This window comes from Micromonospora sp. NPDC002411 (assembly GCF_053592955.1).
On sequence record NZ_JBSFBM010000112.1, the window covers coordinates 1 to 18,748 of the forward strand.

Here is an 18,748-nt window from a genome sequence, read left to right on the forward strand (position 1 = left end):
CCCTGCGTCCGGAGATCCAGGACCTGATCGGCAACAACGGTGGTGTGCCGGTCGCTGCTGACGCCTCGAAGATCACCGACCCCAAGGACCGCAAGCTGATCGAGGACTTCAACACGGTCAGCAAGCAGGACGGGCTCGCCTTCTACCCGGACTGGCCGGTCCCCGGCTACTACGACGTGCTGGTCTCCGGCTTCCAGGGCCTGATCAACGGCTCCAAGTCGCCCGACCAGGTTCTCGACACGATCGCCAAGCCGTACGCCGATGGCGTCAAGGAGATCACCGGCAAGTGACACGGCGAGCGGCGGGCGCGACCGGCACCACCGACGCGCCCGCCCGCCCCGCCGGGAAGGATCTTCCATGGCAGTCTCCGAGACCGTCGCCGCCACACCACCGGCCGCGACGCCCAACCCGCCCACGCCCAGCCGCAGACGACGCGGACGCAACGCGGCGTACTGGCTCTACCTGCTCCCCGGGGCGACGCTCTTCGTCCTGGTCATCGGCGCACCACTGGTCGGCACCGGCTACCTGTCGTTGACCAAGTGGTCCGGCGTCGGCGACCCCCGATGGGTCGGCCTGGACAACTACCAGCAACTGCTCCAGGACGACGTGTTCTGGGCGTCGTTCCGCAACACCGTCGCGATGATCGTCGCGATGGTGGTGGTGCCCACAGTGCTCGGGCTGCTGCTGGCCTCTGTGCTCTTCGACGTCATCGGCCGCCGGTTCAAGCCCCGCACCGCCGCCGCGCTGCGGGCCGCGTTCTACCTTCCGCAGGTGCTGCCCGTCGTGGTGGCCGGCATCGTCTGGGGTTGGATCCTCCGCCCGGACGGCGCGTTCAACAGCCTGCTCGACGCGGTGGGTCTCGGCGCGTTACGCCACGACTGGCTGGGCGACCCCGACACGGCCCTACCGGCCGTGATGGCGGTGATGATCTGGGTGCAGATCGGCTACCCGGTGGTCGTCTTCATGGCGGCGCTGCAACGGGTCGACCCCGAGTTGTACGAGGCGGCCGAGGTCGACGGCGCGAACTGGCTCCACCGGTTCCGGGCCATCACCCTCCCGCAGATCCGGCCGGAAACCTTCGTGGTGGCGCTGACCTGCACCATCGCCGCGCTGAAGGTGTTCGGGCCGATCTTCGCCCTGACCCGGGGCGGCCCGGAGAACGCCACGAACGTTCCGTCCTACTTCGCGTACTACACGTTCTTCAAGAAACTCCAGGTCGGCTACGGCTCGGCGATCTCCACGGTACTGACGCTGATCATCGTTGTGGTGGCAGTGCTCTTCATCTGGATGCAGGCTCGCAGCGAGCGCCGGGACCGGGGGTTCTGACATGGCCGTCACGCTCACACCGATCCCCGCGCCGACGAAGCAGGCCCGGCCCGTCCGCGACCGGCACCACCGCGGCCTGAGTCGTTGGGTGGTGCTCGCAGTGGTCACGCTCGGCGCGCTGGTCATGCTGGTGCCGTTCGCGTTCATGCTGCTCAACGCGTTCAAGTCGCCCGGTGACTACTCGTCGGGCGGGCCGCTGAGCTGGCCGACGGAGTTCTACACCAAGGGCCTACGGACGTACTGGACCGCTGTCGACTTCCCGCTCAAGCTCTGGAACTCGGCGCTCATCGCCGGCTCCGTGGCGGTGCTCGGCGTCGCCGTGTCGCTGCTCAACGCGTACGCGCTGGGTATCGGCCGGGTCCGTGGCCGGCTCTGGATCGTCGGTCTCTTCCTGCTGGCCAACATGCTGCCGCAGGAGGCGCTGATCTACCCGCTGTACTACGTGGCCAAGGAGGTCGGGCTCTACAACACCCGACTCGCCGTGATCATCATCTTCACCGTCATCCAGAGCGCGTTCGGCACGTACCTGCTCGCCTCGGTGCTGGGCACGTTCCCGCGCTCGCTGCTGGAGGCCGCCGCGCTGGACGGCGCCGGCAAGTGGACGGTGCTGTGGCGGGTGGTCTTCCCCAACCTGCGGCCCACCCTCGCGGTACTGCTCATCTTCTTCTTCATCTGGACCTGGAACGAGTTCCTCATCCCGCTGGTCATGCTCATCGACAACCAGACGCAGACCATCCCGGTCGCGCTCGCGTCGCTCCAGGGCGACCGGCTGATGGACGCTCCGACCACCAACGCCGGCGCGCTGATCAGCCTGGTGCCGGCCATCCTCTTCTTCCTCATCTTCCAGCGCACCCTGGCGCGCGGCATCACGGCAGGAGCCGAGAAGTGAAGTTCACCGACGGGTACTGGCAACTGCGCCCCGGTGTCAGTGTCCTGCGCCCCGGCACCGTGGAGTCGGTCGAGCCGGACCAGCGCGGTTTAACCGTCTTCGCACCGACCGGCCGGATCAACGGACGCGGCGGCACCCTCAACCGGCCTCTGGTCACCGTCCGGTTCTTCTCCCCCGCCCCCGGCGTCATCGGGGTGACCATCGCCCACCACACCGGCGGGCTGCCCCGCGAACCGCACTTCGGGCTGAGCACCGGCGACACGCACCCGGTGGCCGTCGACGTCACCGGGCTCAGCGCGACGCTGACCACCGGTGAGCTGACCGCGCGGGTCGCGCTCGTCGACGGGTGGCGGGTCGACTTCCGGCACGGCGACCGGCTGCTCACCGCGTCCACCGAGCGCAGCATCGGCCTCGTCACCGACGCCGAGGGCCGGCCGCACGTGCACGAGCGGCTCGCGCTGGGTGTCGGCGAGACGGTGTACGGGTTGGGCGAGCGCTTCGGTCCGTTCGTGAAAAACGGGCAGACCGTCGACATCTGGAACGCCGACGGCGGCACCGCCAGCGAGCAGGCGTACAAGAACGTGCCGTTCTACCTGAGCAGCGCCGGCTACGGGGTGTTCGTGGACCACCCGGAGCACGTGTCGTTCGAGGTCGGCTCCGAGGTCGTCACGCAGACCCAGTTCAGCGTCGAAGGGCAGTCGCTCACCTACTACGTCATCGACGGGCCCAACCCGAAGGACGTGCTGCGTCGCTACACGGCGCTCACCGGCCGCCCGGCCCGCATCCCCGCCTGGTCGTACGGGTTGTGGCTGTCCACCTCCTTCACCACCTCGTACGACGAGAAGACAGTCACCGAGTTCGTCGACGGGATGGCCGAACGTGGGCTGCCGCTGTCGGTGTTCCACTTCGACTGCTTCTGGATGCGCCAGTTCCACTGGGTCGACTTCGTCTGGGATCCGGCGACCTTCCCCGACCCGGAGGGGATGCTGCGCCGGCTGCGCGAGCGCGACCTCAAGGTGTGCGTGTGGATCAACCCGTACATCGCCCAGCGCTCGTACCTCTTCGAGGAGGGGCGGCAGGCCGGTTACCTGGTGCGCAGGCCCGACGGCTCGGTCTGGCAGTGGGACAAGTGGCAGGCCGGCATGGCGCTCGTCGACTTCACCAACCCGGACGCGGTCCGCTGGTTCACCGGCAAGCTCAAGGTGCTGCTCGACATGGGCGTGGACTGCTTCAAGACCGACTTCGGCGAGCGCATCCCGACCGATGTGGTGTGGCACGACGGTTCGGACCCGCAGCGGATGCACAACTACTACTCCTACCTCTACAACAGGGCGGTCTTCGAGCTGTTGGAGGCGGAGCGCGGCAAGGGCGAGGCGGTGCTGTTCGCCCGCTCGGCCACGACCGGCGGGCAGCAGTTCCCGGTGCACTGGGGCGGTGACTGCGAGTCGACGTTCTCCGCGATGGCCGAGTCGCTGCGCGGAGGGCTGTCCCTGGCGTCGTCCGGTTTCGGTTACTGGAGCCACGACATCGGCGGCTTCGAGGGCACCCCCGACCCGGTGGTGTTCAAGCGGTGGGTTGCCTTCGGGTTGCTCTCCTCGCACTCCCGGCTGCACGGCTCCGGGTCGTACCGGGTGCCGTGGGCGTTCGACGACGAGGCCGTCGACGTGCTGCGGCACTTCACCCAGCTCAAGCTCCGCCTGATGCCGTACCTGGCGGCCGCCGCGCAGGAGGCGCACCGCGACGGTACGCCGATGATGCGGCCGATGTTCGTGGAGTTCCCGGACGACCCGGCCACCGCGTACCTGGACCGGCAGTACATGCTCGGCCCCGACGTGCTGGTCGCCCCGGTGTTCAGCGCCGACGGCGACGTCACCTACTACGTGCCCGCCGGCACCTGGACGCACCTGGTCAGCGGGGCGCAGGTCATCGGCCCGGCGTGGGTCACCGAGAAGCACGCGTTCGACAGCCTTCCCGTGCTGGCCCGGCCCGGCGCGGTCATCCCGTTCGGCGCACGCGACGACCGACCGGACTACGAGTGGGCAGACGATGTGCGGCTACGGCTGTACGCACCGGGCGAGGGGCAACGGACCCGGGTACGGGTACCGTCACCCGGGCACGGGCCGGGCGCCGAGTTCGACGTGCGCTACGAGGACGGGACGGCCAGTGCCGCACTGGTCGCCGGTACCTCGACGGGCTACATCTGCGAGATCCAGGGGACTGAACGATGACGCAACACCACTTCCCGGAGAGCTTCGTCTGGGGATCGGCGACGGCGGCGTACCAGATCGAGGGCGCGGCCAACGAAGACGGGCGCGGGCCGTCGATCTGGGACACCTACAGCCACACACCGGGTCGGACGCTGAACGGCGACACCGGCGACGTGGCCGCCGACCACTACCACCGGTGGGCCGACGACCTCGGGCACATCGCCGACCTCGGGCTCGACGCGTACCGGTTCTCCATCGCGTGGCCGCGGGTGCAGCCCGGCGGCTCGGGCCGGTTCAACCAGGCCGGCATCGACTTCTACTCCCGGCTGGTGGACGGGCTGCTGGAGCGGGGCGTCCGCCCGGTGGCGACGATGTACCACTGGGACCTGCCGCAGGAGTTGGAGGACGCCGGCGGCTGGGCGGCGCGGGAGACCGCGCTGCGCTTCCAGGAGTACGCAGCGGGCATCGTCGGCGCGCTGGGCGACCGGGTGCACACCTGGACGACGCTCAACGAGCCCTGGTGCTCGGCGTACCTGGGCTACGCCTCCGGCGTGCACGCGCCCGGCCGGACCGAGCCGGCGGCGGCGCTGGCCGCGGTGCACCACCTGAACCTCGCGCACGGCCTGGCCGGTCGGGTGGTCCGGGAGCTGGCCCCGGCCGCCGAGCTGTCGGTGACGCTGAACCTGCACGTCATCCGGGGGGCGTCCGAGTCGGAAGCGGACCAGGACGCGGTACGCCGGATCGACGCGTTGGCCAACCGGGCTTTCCTCGGCCCGATGCTCGACGGGGCGTACCCGGCAGACCTGCTGGCCGACACCGCGGCCGTCACCGACTGGTCGTTCGTCCGTGACGGCGACGAGAAGCAGATCGCGGTGCCGCTGGACGTGCTCGGGGTCAACTACTACTCCAGCACCCTGGTCCGGGCGTGGGACGGGGTGTCGGCCCGCTCCGACGCCGACGGGCACGGCGCGTCGACCTCGACGCCGTGGGTCGCCGCGGACAACGTCGACTTCCTGCCGCAGCCCGGCCCGTACACGGCGATGGGGTGGAACATCGACCCGCCGGCGCTGACCGAGCTGCTGCTGCGCCTGCAGCGCGAATACCCGAACCAGCCGATGATGATCACCGAGAACGGCGCGGCGTTCGACGACGAGGTGTCGGCCGACGGCCGGATCCACGACGACCGGCGGATCGACTACCTGCGTCGGCACATCGGCGCGGTGGCCGACGCTCGCGCGGAGGGCGCTGACGTCCGGGGCTATTTCGTCTGGTCGCTGCTGGACAACTTCGAGTGGGGCTACGGCTACGACCGCCGCTTCGGCATCATCCGGGTCGACTACGACACCCAGGTACGCACCTGGAAGGACAGCGCCCACTGGTACCAGCGCCTCGCCGCAACCGGCCAGCTGGACAACCCCGCGACCTAGCACCCCCACCCCACCCGTCCCCGCCCCGTCCCCGCCCCGTCGATCATGGAGTTCTGGTGGCAACAAACCTGTCGTCGCTGCCCAAACCGGGCACCACAACTCCATGATCGACGATGCCTGGCGGGCGGGGCGGGGCGGGGGGCGGGTTGGCGGCGGGTTCAGACTCCGACGCGCTGGGGTGGGACGGTGAGCCCGTAGAGCTCCATCAGCTCCGGCGTGTCGACCCGACTGCCGTCGGCCACCGAGTCGCAGGCGATGTCGACGATCTGGTCCTTGTGCGCCAGCAGGTACGGCCGCGCGCCGACGTCCGCGCTGGCCAACGTGGCGATGCCGGGCCAGTGCCGGCGGCCGAAGAGCATCGGGTACCCGCGCAACCCGTCGTAGGTGGCGCAGACCAGCACGTCCGGGTACGGCAACGCGGCCACCCGGCTGACCGCCGTGGCGGTCAGACCCGGCATGTCGACCGGGACCACCACCACCGCCTCGATCCCCTCGTCACCCATGGCGGCCAGGCCGGCCCGGATGGACGAGCCGACCCCGGTGCCCCACGCCTTGTTGATCACAACGGTGGCCTTGTCCAGGTCGGCGGCCTCCTGGACCTGCTCCGCGGCGGCGCCCAGCACGACCACGATCTGCTCGCAGCCCGCCTCGGTCATCGTGTCGATCATCTGATTGACCAGGGGCTTGTCCCCCTGGCGCAGCAGCGCCTCGGGACCACCGATCCGCCGTCCCCCACCCGCTGCGATGATCATTCCTGCGATCCGGTTCAGCTGCGCCCCCTCTGGCACGGGACGACCGTTACCGATCCGCCCCTTCCTACGGACACTGCAACGAGGACGGCCAGCGGAGGGTGGCGGGGCGAAAAGGAGAAATAGCACAACCGTTACACATTGGAGCACTGCGACGGCGGGTGGGCGGTTCGATCGACTCCAGGTCGCCGAAGTGGCGGTATCCGGGCGGCGGGAGGCCACCACATCGCGTAGTAGCGCACGGGCGACCCCGACACGCGTCGATCGCGGGCGGGTCAGCGCCGTCGGTCAGGTGGCGTCGGCGTAGCAGTCGACAACTGACAGGTCCAGCGGAAACCGCACCGGCGTCGCACCGAAGAGCAGCGCGGAGGCCCGCTCGCCGGACCGCGTGACAGCCTCGGCGACCGCCGCCGCCTGCTCGGCGGGAGCGTGCACCATCACCTCGTCGTGCTGGAAGAAGACCAACTCGGCATCGGTGCCGGTCAACTCCGTCCGCAGCGTGGCCAGCAACGTGGAGGCCCACTCGGCGGCGGTGGCCTGGATGACGAAGTTGCGGGTGAAACGACCCCGGGACCGTGCCGCGCGAGCCCGCGGACTCTGCGGATCGGCCGCCCCTTCCGGATCGGAGGACGCGTCGTCGAGATCGCCGAAGCCGGCCGAGCCGGGCGGGCACGTCCGCCCGAGCCACGACCGCACCAGCCCACCCGTCTCGCCGGTGCGGGCCGCCGCCTCGACGTAGCCGAACGCGGTCGGGTAACTGCGCTTCAGCACCGCCAGGGCGGGCACCGCGGCACCGCCGGTCTGCCCGTACATGGCACCCAGCAGCGCCACCTTGGCGCGGGGCCGGTCGCCGCCGAACGAGTCCCGGGCCAACGCGGCGTAGAGGTCGCCGGCACCACCCGCCGCTGCCAACCGGTCGTCGCCGGACACCGCGGCGAGCACCCGAGGCTCCAACTGGCCGGCGTCGGCGACCACCAGTCGCCAGCCCGGATCGGCCACCACCGCCCGTCGGATCACCTTCGGGATCTGCAGCGCGCCACCACCCCGGGTGGCCCACCGGCCGGAGACGACGCCACCCGGCACGTACTCCGGTTGGAATCGGCCGCCCTGCACCCACTGCTCACGCCAGGCCCAGCCGTGCGCCGTCCAGATCCGGTAGAGCTCCTTGTATTCCAGCACCAGCGGCACCGCCGGATGGTCGACGCCGCGCAACACCCAGGCTCGGGTGTTGGGCAGCTCCACCCCGGCCCGGGCGAACGCCTTCAGCAGCTCCGCCGGGGAGTCGGCGTGCAGGTGGCGTACGCCGAGCGCGTCGGCGATCCGGGCGGCCAACTCGGCGAGACGACGTGGCGGGCCACCCACCGGAGACGGCTCACCCAGCAGCTCGTGCAGGATCTCGTCGTGCACGTCGGCCCGCCAGGGCAGCCCGGCGAACCCCATCTCCACAGCGATCAACGCGCCAGCGGACTCGGCGGCCACCAGCAGCCGGAACCGACCGGGATGCTCGGTGGTGGCGATTCGGGCGAGCTGGTCGGCGTACACCTTGGTCAGTGCCTCGATGCCCGGGCCCGGCGGGCCGGGCATCGTGTCGAAGAGCGCGCCCTGCCCGTGCCCGGGTGGCGCGGCGGTGCGCGGCGGCGGGTCGGGCGGCACCACCGCACCGGTCAGCCGGGCCCACGCGGCGGCCAGCGAGCGGGGCTCACCCCAGCGGCCCGCGTGCCCCAGCAGCAACGCCTCGGTCAACTCCACGTCGTGACACCTGTCGACCCGGACGCCGGCGCGCAGCAACGCCGGGTAGACCGACGCGGAGCCGGGCCAGACCCAGCGTGGGTGGTCGGCAGCCTCGCGGGCGCTGACGGCGGCGGCCAGGTCGGTGACGACCTCGGTCGGGCCGACCGGCCGACCGGCGGAATCCAGTGGGCACAGCACTCCCCCACCCCGCTCGTCGGAGACCATCGCTACCAGCACGAACGCGATTCTGCCTCTCCCCTGCGACAGGAACGGAGGCGCACCTCACCCGTTTCGGGTCGGTGGGGTGTCGGGCCCTGTCGGTAGCGTGACCTGGTGCCTCCGCAGATCCCGCATCCCGATCCAGGCACTCCGGACACCCGCGGTCCGATGCGATACCTGTGGTGGCTCACCCGCCGCCAACCCTGGCGGGTGCTGCGCGGCAGTCTGCTCGGCACGGCCTGGATGATCGGGCTGTCGGCCCGGCCCTACCTGATCGCCCGCGCCGTCGACGACGGTCTCCGCGCCCGCGACACCCGGGCGCTGGCGTTCTGGGTCGCGGCCATCGTCGTCGCGGGGGTGGTTCTCTCATTCCTGGGCATCATGCGGCACCGCACGATGACCTTCATCCGGGAGGACGCCAAGGCCCGTTCCGCCGAGGTGCTGCTGCGCCACCTGTCCCGGATCGGCTCGGTGCTGCCCCGCCGGGTCGCCTCCGGCGAGGTGTCCACCATCGGCGGGTCCGACATCGACTGGACGGCACAGGTGCTGACGCTGACCGGGCCGGGCGTCGGAGCAGTCGTCGCCTACGGGGTCATCGCCGTGGTGCTCTGGTCGATCTCCCCGATGCTCGCGCTGTGCGTGCTGGTGGGGGTGCCGGCGGTCGGGCTGGTCGTCGGGCCGCTGCTGCGCCGCCTCGAACGGGCGGAGTCGATCTACCGGCGGCAGCAGGGCGCGCTCACCGCCCGGTCCGGTGACATCGTGGCCGGGCTGCGGGTGCTCGCCGGGGTGGGAGGTCGGGGCCTGTTCGCCAGCCGGTACGCGGCCCGATCCCAGGAGCTGCGCGCCGAGGGCTACCGGGTGGGCGCTGTCATCAGCTGGATCGACGCGGCGACGGTGGCCATCCCCGGGCTGTTCCTGGCAGCGGTGGTGTGGCTGACGGCTCGGATGGCGGTGACGGGTGACGTCACGATCGGGGAGCTGGTCGCCGTCTACGGCTACGTGGCGACACTGATCGTGCCGGTCTGGTTCCTGCTGGAGGGCAGTCACCAGCTGATCCGGGGGCGGGTCGCCGCCCGACGGATCATCGGCCTGCTCAACGTGACCTCGGACGACGTCGGCGGCCCGGGTCGCCGGTGGTCGGGCCCGGTGCCCGAGGCACGCCAGCCGGAAGCCCTGGCGGCACCGGCCGGCCCCGCCGACCTGTACGACCCGGTGACCGGGCTGACCGTACGCGCCGGCCGGCTGACCGGGGTGGCGGCCGACGACCCGGCGGCGGCCGTGGCACTGGCCGACCGGCTCGGCCGGTACGTGGTCAGCGACACCACCTGGGGTGGCGTGCCGCTGGCCGGGGTCGCCCTGGACGAGGTCCGCTCCCGGGTCCTGGTCGCCGACCACGACTCGTACCTCTTCGCCGGGACACTGCGCGACATCTTGCGCGGCGGGGCCGCCGACGGTGACGACCGGGTCGACGCGGCAGTGCGGACGGCCTCGGCCGAGGACGTGGTCGATGCCCTGCCGGCCGGGCTGGACACCCCGATCGACTCCCGGGCCCGGACCCTCTCCGGCGGTCAACGCCAACGGGTCCGCCTCGCGCGGGCCCTCCTCGCCGAGCCGGAGGTGCTGATCCTCGTCGACCCGACGTCGGCGGTGGACGCGCACACCGAGGCGCGGATCGCCGAGCGGTTGCGGGTCGCGCGGGCCGGGCGGACGACAGTGCTGATCGCCACGTCACCTCTGCTGCTCGGCCGGGCCGACCTGGTCGCGCACCTGAGCGGCGGCCGGATCACCGCCACCGGCAGCCACACCGACCTGATCGACTCCGACGCCGACTACCGGCACCTGGTGGCCCGGGGCAGCGACGAGCCCGAGCCCGCCGACACCGAGGAGGCGTACCGGTGAGCCGGCTGCCGGTGGCCGACCGAGTCACCGTACGCCGGGCGTTGCGCGACATGATCGGCCGGCACCGGCGCGCGGTAGGGGTCGTGCTGGCGCTGCACAGCGCCGCCGCGGTCGCCGGGCTCGCCCCGCCGTGGCTGCTGGGCACCATCGTCGACCGGGTCACCGCCGGCGCGGGCGTGGCCACCGTGGACCGGCTGGCGCTGGCCATCGCCGGCTGCGTCGTGGTCAGCGCGCTGCTGTCCCGGTACGCGCAGTACGCCGGTCACCGTTTCGGTGAGCGCGCCGTCGCGGAGCTGCGCGAGGAGTTCGTCTCCCGGACTCTCGGGCTGCCGGTCTCGGTCGTCGAGCGCGCCGGCTCCGGTGATCTGGCCACCCGCAGCTCGGTCGACGTGGCGACGGTCGGGACGACGGTCCGGGACGTGGTGCCCACCATCGTCATCGCCTCGGTGCAGTTGACGTTGCTGTTCGGTGCGGTCTTCCTGCTGCATCCGCTGCTCGGGCTCGCGGCGTTGGCCGGGCTCCCGTCGATCGTGGCGGTGACCCGCTGGTACCTGCGGCGGGCCAGCTCCGCGTACCTCGCCGAGGGCGCGGCGGCGGCCGAGTTGACCGAGACGCTCACGACCACCGCGGAGGGCGCCCGCACGGTGGAGGCGCTGCGGCTGACCGACGACCGGGTCCGGCACGGCACCGACCGGATCACCCGCGTGTGGCGGGCCCGGCGGGCCACCCTCGCGCTGCGTACGGTGTTCTTCTCGGTCGTCGAGGCCAGTTACCCGCTGCCGGTCGCCCTGGTGCTGCTCGTCGGCGGCTACCTGCTCTCCCGGGACGTGGTGTCGCTCGGCGCGGTGGTCGCCGCCGCGCTCTATCTGCAACAGGCGATCGATCCGTTGGACCGGCTGTTGCAGTGGACGGAGCAGGCACAGCGGGGCTTCGCATCGTACGCCCGGGTGCTCGGCGTCGGCCTGGTCCCGGCGGAGCCGCCGGGCCGGACGGCCACGTCGCGGGGTGAGCGCCTCGTCGTCCGCGGTGCGCGGTTCTCCTACTCCGGCGGAGCGGACGTGCTGCACGGCATCGACCTGGAGGTGCAGCCCGGTGAGCGGCTGGCCGTCGTGGGTCCGTCGGGCGCCGGCAAGTCCACACTGGCCCGGCTGCTGGCCGGGATCGACGCGCCCCGGCAGGGCGTCGTCAGCATCGGTGGCTGCCCGGTCACCGACCTCGACCCGGCCGAGCGTCGCCGCCGGATCGCCCTGGTCACCCAGGAGCACCACGTCTTCATCGGCTCGGTACGGGACAATCTGTCGTTCGCCGCGCCGGACGCCTCCGACGAGCAGATGCGGGCCGCGCTCGGCACCGTGGGCGCCGACTGGTTCGCGGAGTTGCCGGAGGGTCTGGACGCCACGCTCGGCGACGGTGGCCGCCAGCTCGGCGCGGCGGAGGCCCAGCAGCTCGCGCTGGCTCGGCTGGTGCTGGCCGACCCGCACACGTTGATCCTCGACGAGGCGACCGCCGCGCTCGATCCGACCACGGCGCGTCGTACCGAGCGGGCTCTGGCCGCCGTGCTGGTCGGGCGGACAGTCATCGCGATCGCGCACCGGCTCAACACCGCGCACGACGCCGACCGGGTGGCAGTGCTGGCGGACGGCCGGATCACCGAGATCGGCAGCCACGACGACCTGGTCGTGGCCGGCGGGGCGTACGCCGACCTGTGGCGCTCCTGGCACACACCGTCCGACGAGCACCGGAGATGACGAAGGGGCCCCTCGCAGGCGAGGGGCCCCGTCTCGTCCGGGTGGTTACTTGCCGACCCCCGCGGTGAGGCCGGACTGCACCTGCCGCTGGAAGATGATGTAGACCACGAGCACCGGGAGCATCGCCATGGTCACCCCGGCGAACAGACCGGACCAGTCGGACTTGTAGCCCTGGTTGACCGAGAGTTCGATCAGGCCCTGGGCGATCACCTGGTTCTTCGGCTCCCCGGCGACCGACTGCATGAGCAGGGTCGGCAGGTACCACTGGTTCCACTGACCCAGCACGTTGAAGATGCCGATGCTGATCAGACCGGGCTTGGACATCGGCAGCATGACGCTGAAGAAGAGCCGGCTGTGCGACGCGCCGTCGACCATGGCCGCCTCGGCGATGGTGTTGGGCAGCGTCCGGAAGAACGAGTGCATGAAGAAGACGGTGAACGACAGCGACCACGCCACGTACACCAGGATCAGCATGAGGTGCTTGTTCGGGCCGAGCAGCGGCAGGTGGACGCTCGTGTTGTAGACGCCCTTGAACAGCGGTACCGCGGCCAGGTAGACCGGCAGGGTCAGACCGGAGAGGAACACGTAGTAGATCAGCCGGTTGCCCCGGAACTCGTAGCGGGCCAACGCGTACGCGGCCATCGAGCCCAGCAGCATGGTCAGGGTGACACTGCCGGCCAGCACCAGCACGGTGTTGAGGAAGAACGACCCGAGGTGCCCCGCGCCCCAGGCCCGGCTGAAGTTGTCCCAGTTGAGCTTGGCGGGAATCAGGGACAGGGGCTGGCGGATGACCTCCGAGTCGGTCTTCAGCGCCGACATCACCACCCACAGCAGCGGGTAGATCACCATCACGGCCCAGACCAGCAGGAAGATGTGGGAGAAGCCGTTGAAGAACTTGCCGCCGAGCCCCTCCGAGGCGGACTTGCCGCCCTTCCCACCCTCGGGTGCGGTGTTCGGGTTCTGGTCAGGCCGGGTCAGACCATCGTGAGTCGCCGTGCTCATCGTCCAGCCTCCTCAGTACTCGATACGGTCGCGACGGGTGATCCTGAGCTGCGCCGCGGCGAGCAGGATCGTGAAGATCGCCAGGGCGACACCCATCGCGCAGGCGTAACCGAACTGGCCCTTCTGGAACGCGGTGAAGTTGAGCACCGACGCGAAGATCTCACTGGCGTGGTTCGGGCCGCCCTGGCTGGGCGTCATGACGAAGACCAGGGCGTACATGTCCAGCGCGATGAAGCCCAGGTAGACCCAGGCGACCGAGACGGTGTCACGCAGCAGGGGCAGCGTGATCTTGAAGAAGGTGTGGAACCGGCTGGCCCCGTCCAGGAGGGCCGCCTCGTAGATGTCCTTCGGGATGGACTGCATCGCCGCCGAGAAGAGCACCATGTAAAAGCCGGCCCCGCTCCAGACCGCGATCAGCAACAGCCACCAGAGCACCGCCGGCACGCCGAGGAAGGGCTCCGGGTCGGCGGTGAAGGCGATCGGGTTGTCCGCGTCGACCAGACCAAGCTTGATCATCAGGCCGTTGATCAGGCCCTGGCCGTCGCTGCGGTAGATCTGCTGCCACATGACGGCGATGACCACCAGCGACAGCACCTGCGGGAAGAAGAAAATAATCTTGTAGATCCCGGAGCCGAACACCCCTCGGATGCCGGCCCTGTCCTCGCGTCCGCCCACATTGAGCAGAAACGCGAGGAACAGGGCCAGCGCGATGGTGAACAGCGGCACGGTGATCAGGAAGAAGACGTTGTGCCAGAAGGCCTTCCTGATCAACTCATCCGACAGCAGCCGGACGTAGTTGTCCAGACCGACGAAGTTCTGGGTGTCCGAGTAACCACCCCAGTCGGTCAACGAGTATCCCGCCGCCTGCACGAAGGGCCACACCACGTAGAAGAGGTACAGCGCAAGCGGCAAGGCCAGGAAACCCGTGACGAAACGCGCAACACCGTGCCGCATGGTCACTCACTTCTCTAGCTGATCAGGGCCTGTCAGGCGGTACGGGTCTGCTTCTTGATCGAGGAGTCCTTCGCGACCTTGTCCGCGGCCGCCTGCATCTTGTCGACAAACTGCTGCGCGGTGAGACGCCCCGCCATCAGCTCCTCGGACAGGTTCTGGCTCTCCTTGTCCAGGTCGGCGTAGAAGTCCCAGATCTTGACCGAGATGAGGTCCGACGTGGCGTTCTTCATCAGCGTGTTCGCCGAGGCGAGCGCCGAGTCCTGCACGTTGTCGCCGGAGCCCTTGGTCGAGGCGAGCGACTTGGTCAGCTCCGCGAACTTCGCCGAGCCGGCCTTGGAGAGGATGGCCCGCAGGAACTCCTTCGCGGCCGCCTTGTTGGGCGCCTTGCTCGGCACCACGAAGCCCTCGCCGGAACCGGCGAACACGTCCTTGGCGGCCTTGTCGCCCGGCTTGGTCCAGTAGTCCGACAGGGTCATCTCGAAGCCCGGCGGGATGGTCGCGGCCATCTCGTTCTTGAGCCATGTGCCGACCTGGATGAAGGCGGCCTTGCCGTCGAGCCAGGCCTGCTGCGACTGGGTGTGGTCGAGCTTGCCCGGCAGGAGCAGCTTGTCCTTGACCAGCTTCTCCCACGGCTCCAGCGCCGCGACGATGCCGTCGGCCTTCCAGGCGTTGTCCTTGAGGTTGTCGATGTCGATGATCGGCTGCTTGCCAACGGCCTTCCAGATGCTGGCCATCAGCGCCCAGCGCGGGTAGTAGCCGTGCGTGGCGTCGTGCACGTACGGCGCCATGCCCTTGGCCTTGATCTTCGGCGCGAGGGCGAAGAAGTCGTCCCAGGTGGTCGGCGCCTGCCAACCTTCGCGCTTGAACAGCGCACCGTTGTACCAGTTGCCCCAGACCGTGAAGGCCACGTTCACGACGTAGAACTTGCCGTTCTGGGTGCCGTCGGTGACCGTGCCCGGCAGCAGCGTGTCGGCCACCGTGCCCTCGCCGTCCCAGGCCGGGGCGGTGAGCAGGTCGTCGAGCGGCTCGATCGCACCCTCGTTGATCAGCGTGCTGCGGTCCATGATGTCCGCACCCGAGTTCATCACCAGGTCACTCGGCTGGGTCGCCATCTTCGGCTGTTCTTCGGTCTTGATCTTCTGGGTGGAGCTCATGTTGACGGTGATGTTCGGGTGCTTGGCGTTGAAGAGGACCTTGTCCTCCTTGGCCCACTGGTCGCCCAGACCGCCGTTGAAGACGACCACCTTGACGGCGCTGCCGTCCTTGACGCCGAACGGGTTGTCCTTGCTCTTCGCGGCACCGCTGTCTTCGGACTTGGACGGCTCGCTGCCGGCACAGGCACTCAACATGCCCGCCGCTGGAACGGCGAGCAGACCAGCCGCCGCGGCGCGCTGCAGCAGGGTCCGACGGCTCAGGTCACCGATGTTCTCGGGGGAATCCGACATCTTTGACTCTCCTTGTGGTGTCGGGTCAGGCGGTTCGCCGGAGGCGCCCGGCGTACCGCGACTCGAGGGCGAGGTTGTGCTCGTCCCCGCCGGGGACGTTGGCGGAGAGGTAGATAGGGGGTACCTCCCCGGCCTGGTGGAACCGTCGTACGACCTCCGCGGTCAACAGCTGCGCCAGCAGCGCCGTGGTGACCGAGGAGACCGCACAGACCGCGCCGCCGCCCTCGAGCGGCAGCAGTGCATCGCCGTACGGCGCGCCGTTGTCCAGCACGACGTCAGCGAGGTCGGCGAGCCGATGCCCGGACGGGTGCCGTGGGGCGACCCGTGCGGTGTGCTCGACCGAGGTGACCGCGATCAACGGGTGACCGCGCTCGGTGACCAGCGCCGCCAGCTCGACCACCGAGCCGTTGATGCCGGATTGGGATGCCACCACGAACACGTCCCGCGGCTGGGGCGCCGCGAGCACGTAGATCTGGTGGGCGATGGAAGGGTCGCGTTCCAGCTTGGGATCAGCGAGCACGTCACGCGGGGCGTCGCCGTGCATCACCAGGTCCCGTACCGACAGCCGATTGGTGGGGACCAACCCACCGGCCCGGGCCACCAACTCGGCGGCGAACGCCTCGGAGTGCCCGGCCCCGAACGCCTGGAGCACCCCACCGTCGCGCAGGCTGTCGGCGATCAGGTCGGCGGCCCGGGTGATCCCGTCGGCCTCCGAGTCGAGCAGCCGGTCGAGCACCGGGCGGACGGCGTCCGCGTACCCCTGGGCGCTGATCATGACACGCTTCCCTTCGCTGCCTTGTGCCCGTCGACGGCCTGCGCGGTACGCCGGAAGGCCGCGTGCGCGCGGTCGTGCGTCCGTTGGGCGACGGCGATGTAGAGCAGGTCGAGCACGACGAGTTGCGGGTGCCGGGCGGAGAGCGCGTCCGGTCGGAACGTCGTCGCCTGGCTGGCGGTGAGCAGCACGATGTCGGCCAGCTCGGCCAACGGTGAGCGGGGGAAGCCGGTGAGCGCGAGCGTGGTGGCGCCCCGGCTGCCCGCCTCGGCGAGCATCTCGATCGTCTCCCGGGTCTGCCCGGTGTGCGAGATGCCGAGCGCCACGTCCCCGGAACGCAACAGCGCGGCGCTGGCCAGGCCCTCGTGCACGTCGTTCCACGCCCACGCGGCCACGCCGATGCGGTGCAGGCTGAACTGCATCTCCTCGCCGACCAACGCGCTGCCGCTGGCGCCGAAGATGTTCACCCGGTTGGCGCCCGCGATGGCCACCGCGGCCCGCTCCACCTCGGCGAGGTCGAGCAGGGTGGCGGTGTCGTGCATGGCCCGGGTGTCGGCGGCCATGATCTGGTCGAGCACCCGGGCGAGTGGGTCACTCGGCTGGATCTCGCGTCCGATGTCGACGGTCCAGCCGGCCGAGCGGGCCCGACCGGTCTCGGAGGCGATGCCCAGCCGCAGGTCGGCGTACCCTTCGAAGCCCATCGCCCGGCAGAACCGGGTGATGGTCGCCGGTGAGGTGCCGCTTCGCTCGGCAAGCTCCACGATGGTGGATCGGGCGGCGGCCTCCGGGTCGCTCAGCACGTGCTCGGCGACCCGGCGGAGCGCGCCGGTCAGCTCGCCGAGTCCGTTGCGGACGCGGGCCAGCACCCCGTCGGAGGCGGAGCTCCTGCGGTCGACCACGTCAGCGTCGACCACCGCGGTCCCCGCGGCGGTGTCCACCTCGTGATCAACCATGGGTCGTCTCACCTTTCCGAAAAGACTGTTAACTGTTAGTGGTAAAAGTTCTTACTGAAGGCCCCTCTGTGTCAAGACTGTGGGCGAAGTTTTCAAACTGTTACCTGGCGCACAAGCCGCCGCGCCCGCCAGATCTTGCCCAGCGCGACGGGGCCGACCAGCATGAACAGTCCCGATCGTCGTCCAGCGCAAGGAGACCCGTGCCGATGTCCGACACCGTCGTGGTCGGCCTCGACATCGGCGGTACGTCCACCCGGGCGACCGCCCTGACCCTCACCGGGCAACGCGTCGGCACCGGCCGCGCCGGCGGCGGCAACCCGACCAGTCACGGCGCACAACGCGCCGCCGTCGAACTGCTGACCGCACTCCGCGCGGCCCTCGCCGACCTCGACCCGGCCCGGGTGGTCGCCGGCACCATCGGCCTGGCCGGCGCGGCCCGACTACTCGCCGATCCCGCCGGGCGCGCCGCCTTCGACCAGGCCTGGCACGACGCCGGCCTGCGCTGCCCGTACGCCGTGCACGGCGACGCCCTCGTCGCCTACGCCTCCGGCACCGCCGAACCGGACGGCACGGTGCTCATCGCCGGCACCGGTGCGATCACCGCGCAGGTCCACGACCTGCGCCTCGACCGGGTCGCCGACGGTCACGGCTGGCTCCTCGGCGACGCGGGGTCCGGCTTCTGGCTCGGTCGCGAAGCGGTACGCCGACTGCTCGCCGACCTGGATTCCGGCCACGATCCCGGCCCGCTGACCACGGCGGTGCTCGCCGAGCTGATGGGCAGCACCGAGATCGCCGCCCGCCCACGGGACACCGTCGACGCCACGATCCAGGCCGTGACCCGCCGACCCCCGGTCGAGCTGGCCCGGCTCGCGCCGCTGGTCGTCGACGCCGCCACCCACGGCGAGCCGATCGCCAGCGCGCTGATCACCGAGGCCGCCGCCCACCTGGCCGAGAGCGTGGGCCGCATCCGCCCGGCCGGCGCGGTGACACCTGTCGTGCTCGGCGGCGGACTACTCACCGCGAACACCCCACTCGCCGCCGCCGTCCGTATGGAGATCGCCCGACAGTGGCCGGACGCTCCCGTGCGCACCGCCGGTGACGGGGCCGCCGCCGCAGCCTGGCTCGCCGCCCGCGACCTGCCCGAGGTCACCGACCCGACCGCCCTCCACGCCCGCCTCTTCCCGACAAGCTGAGGCACCCCGACCCGCCGCCGGACGTCGCCGGGGCTTGCCCCTGATCATGATCGTGCTCGATCCAGGATGTAGTGGCCTCCCGCCGCAAGGAGGGGACTACATCCAGGATCGAGCGCGATCAAGGGCCGCCCGCCGCTCGACACCCGTCGTCCTTCCAGGTGGTCAGGTAGCGGGACCAGAGCGGGTTGGCCATCAGACCGGCGAACGAGTACGTCCGCTGCGGGTCGAGGTGGG

14 protein-coding genes and 1 pseudogene are annotated in these 18,748 nt (G+C 70.6%); 8 read left to right on the plus strand and 7 right to left on the minus strand.

Annotation, left to right across the window (positions count from 1 at the left end):
* From ACWCO3_RS15600 to ACWCO3_RS15620, 5 genes and pseudogenes are all read left to right on the plus strand, one after another.
* Window positions 1–290, plus strand: a pseudogene (locus ACWCO3_RS15600) (carbohydrate ABC transporter substrate-binding protein); the annotation flags it as partial.
* Between the two features lie 67 nt (window positions 291–357).
* Window positions 358–1,326, plus strand: a complete 969-nt coding sequence (locus ACWCO3_RS15605) for a carbohydrate ABC transporter permease (protein ID WP_358166210.1) — start codon at window positions 358–360, stop codon at window positions 1,324–1,326.
* Between the two features lies 1 nt (window position 1,327).
* A complete protein-coding gene (locus tag ACWCO3_RS15610; RefSeq protein WP_357929191.1) occupies window positions 1,328–2,215 on the plus strand; it encodes a carbohydrate ABC transporter permease in 888 nt (295 codons plus the stop codon).
* A complete protein-coding gene (gene yicI, locus ACWCO3_RS15615; protein WP_450010528.1) occupies window positions 2,212–4,443 on the plus strand; it encodes an alpha-xylosidase in 2,232 nt (743 codons plus the stop codon). The genes ACWCO3_RS15610 and yicI overlap by 4 nt, the downstream gene beginning before the upstream one ends.
* Window positions 4,440–5,849, plus strand: a complete 1,410-nt coding sequence (locus ACWCO3_RS15620; protein ID WP_450010530.1) for a GH1 family beta-glucosidase — start codon at window positions 4,440–4,442, stop codon at window positions 5,847–5,849. Before yicI ends, ACWCO3_RS15620 begins: the two co-directional genes overlap by 4 nt.
* A 158-nt stretch (window positions 5,850–6,007) precedes the next feature.
* Here ACWCO3_RS15620 and ACWCO3_RS15625 read toward each other — a convergent pair whose 3' ends face one another.
* On the minus strand, window positions 6,008–6,601 hold the full coding sequence (locus tag ACWCO3_RS15625; RefSeq protein WP_145779949.1) for a nucleotidyltransferase family protein: 594 nt from the start codon (window positions 6,599–6,601) through the stop codon (window positions 6,008–6,010).
* Window positions 6,602–6,886: 285 nt separating this feature from the next.
* A complete protein-coding gene (locus tag ACWCO3_RS15630; protein ID WP_145785545.1) occupies window positions 6,887–8,554 on the minus strand; it encodes a bifunctional 3'-5' exonuclease/DNA polymerase in 1,668 nt (555 codons plus the stop codon).
* Window positions 8,555–8,716: 162 nt separating this feature from the next.
* On the opposite strand from ACWCO3_RS15630, the gene ACWCO3_RS15635 reads away from it, so the two are divergent.
* Both ACWCO3_RS15635 and ACWCO3_RS15640 read left to right on the plus strand, forming a co-directional pair.
* Window positions 8,717–10,447 carry an ABC transporter ATP-binding protein gene (locus ACWCO3_RS15635; protein ID WP_450010532.1) on the plus strand — a complete coding sequence of 577 codons (1,731 nt, stop codon included), beginning with the start codon at window positions 8,717–8,719 and terminating at the stop codon, window positions 10,445–10,447.
* A gap of 50 nt (window positions 10,448–10,497) precedes the next feature.
* Entirely contained in the window at window positions 10,498–12,195 is a 1,698-nt protein-coding gene (locus ACWCO3_RS15640; protein WP_450010539.1) for an ABC transporter ATP-binding protein, read from the plus strand.
* Between the two features lie 45 nt (window positions 12,196–12,240).
* On the opposite strand, the gene ACWCO3_RS15645 is transcribed toward ACWCO3_RS15640, so the two are convergent.
* Genes ACWCO3_RS15645 through ACWCO3_RS15665 form a run of 5 tightly spaced genes read right to left on the minus strand, consistent with a single transcriptional unit; the run spans window position 12,241 to window position 17,321 of the window.
* Entirely contained in the window at window positions 12,241–13,197 is a 957-nt protein-coding gene (locus tag ACWCO3_RS15645; protein WP_145779946.1) for a carbohydrate ABC transporter permease, read from the minus strand.
* A 12-nt stretch (window positions 13,198–13,209) separates the two neighbouring features.
* Window positions 13,210–14,151: a carbohydrate ABC transporter permease gene (locus ACWCO3_RS15650; RefSeq protein ID WP_145779945.1), complete on the minus strand. Its 942-nt coding sequence runs from the start codon at window positions 14,149–14,151 to the stop codon at window positions 13,210–13,212.
* Window positions 14,152–14,183: 32 nt separating this feature from the next.
* Window positions 14,184–15,596 carry an N-acetylglucosamine/diacetylchitobiose ABC transporter substrate-binding protein gene (ngcE, locus tag ACWCO3_RS15655; protein WP_145779944.1) on the minus strand — a complete coding sequence of 471 codons (1,413 nt, stop codon included), beginning with the start codon at window positions 15,594–15,596 and terminating at the stop codon, window positions 14,184–14,186.
* Window positions 15,597–15,621: 25 nt separating this feature from the next.
* Entirely contained in the window at window positions 15,622–16,371 is a 750-nt protein-coding gene (locus tag ACWCO3_RS15660) for a sugar isomerase domain-containing protein (protein ID WP_450010535.1), read from the minus strand.
* Window positions 16,368–17,321, minus strand: a complete 954-nt coding sequence (locus tag ACWCO3_RS15665; protein WP_145779943.1) for a MurR/RpiR family transcriptional regulator — start codon at window positions 17,319–17,321, stop codon at window positions 16,368–16,370. Before ACWCO3_RS15665 ends, ACWCO3_RS15660 begins: the two co-directional genes overlap by 4 nt.
* 206 nt (window positions 17,322–17,527) lie before the next feature.
* Between ACWCO3_RS15665 and ACWCO3_RS15670 the strand changes: the two genes are divergently transcribed.
* Window positions 17,528–18,514, plus strand: coding sequence for an N-acetylglucosamine kinase (locus tag ACWCO3_RS15670; protein WP_145779942.1), 987 nt, complete (start codon window positions 17,528–17,530; stop codon window positions 18,512–18,514).
* The last annotated feature ends 234 nt before the right edge of the window (window positions 18,515–18,748 follow it).

Excerpts from the sequence above, each read along its gene's own strand:
- ACWCO3_RS15605 (WP_358166210.1), top strand. The coding sequence starts at position 358 with ATGGCAGTCTCCGAGACCGTCGCCGCCACACCACCGGCCGCGACGCCC.
- ACWCO3_RS15610 (WP_357929191.1), top strand. The coding sequence starts at position 1,328 with ATGGCCGTCACGCTCACACCGATCCCCGCGCCGACGAAGCAGGCCCGG.
- ACWCO3_RS15620 (WP_450010530.1), top strand. The coding sequence starts at position 4,440 with ATGACGCAACACCACTTCCCGGAGAGCTTCGTCTGGGGATCGGCGACG.
- ACWCO3_RS15625 (WP_145779949.1), bottom strand. The coding sequence starts at position 6,601 with ATGATCATCGCAGCGGGTGGGGGACGGCGGATCGGTGGTCCCGAGGCG.
- ACWCO3_RS15630 (WP_145785545.1), bottom strand. The coding sequence starts at position 8,554 with ATGGTCTCCGACGAGCGGGGTGGGGGAGTGCTGTGCCCACTGGATTCC.
- ACWCO3_RS15635 (WP_450010532.1), top strand. The coding sequence starts at position 8,717 with ATGCGATACCTGTGGTGGCTCACCCGCCGCCAACCCTGGCGGGTGCTG.
- ACWCO3_RS15640 (WP_450010539.1), top strand. The coding sequence starts at position 10,498 with ATGATCGGCCGGCACCGGCGCGCGGTAGGGGTCGTGCTGGCGCTGCAC.
- ACWCO3_RS15645 (WP_145779946.1), bottom strand. The coding sequence starts at position 13,197 with ATGAGCACGGCGACTCACGATGGTCTGACCCGGCCTGACCAGAACCCG.
- ACWCO3_RS15650 (WP_145779945.1), bottom strand. The coding sequence starts at position 14,151 with ATGCGGCACGGTGTTGCGCGTTTCGTCACGGGTTTCCTGGCCTTGCCG.
- ngcE (WP_145779944.1), bottom strand. The coding sequence starts at position 15,596 with ATGTCGGATTCCCCCGAGAACATCGGTGACCTGAGCCGTCGGACCCTG.
- ACWCO3_RS15660 (WP_450010535.1), bottom strand. The coding sequence starts at position 16,371 with ATGATCAGCGCCCAGGGGTACGCGGACGCCGTCCGCCCGGTGCTCGAC.
- ACWCO3_RS15665 (WP_145779943.1), bottom strand. The coding sequence starts at position 17,321 with ATGGTTGATCACGAGGTGGACACCGCCGCGGGGACCGCGGTGGTCGAC.
- ACWCO3_RS15670 (WP_145779942.1), top strand. The coding sequence starts at position 17,528 with ATGTCCGACACCGTCGTGGTCGGCCTCGACATCGGCGGTACGTCCACC.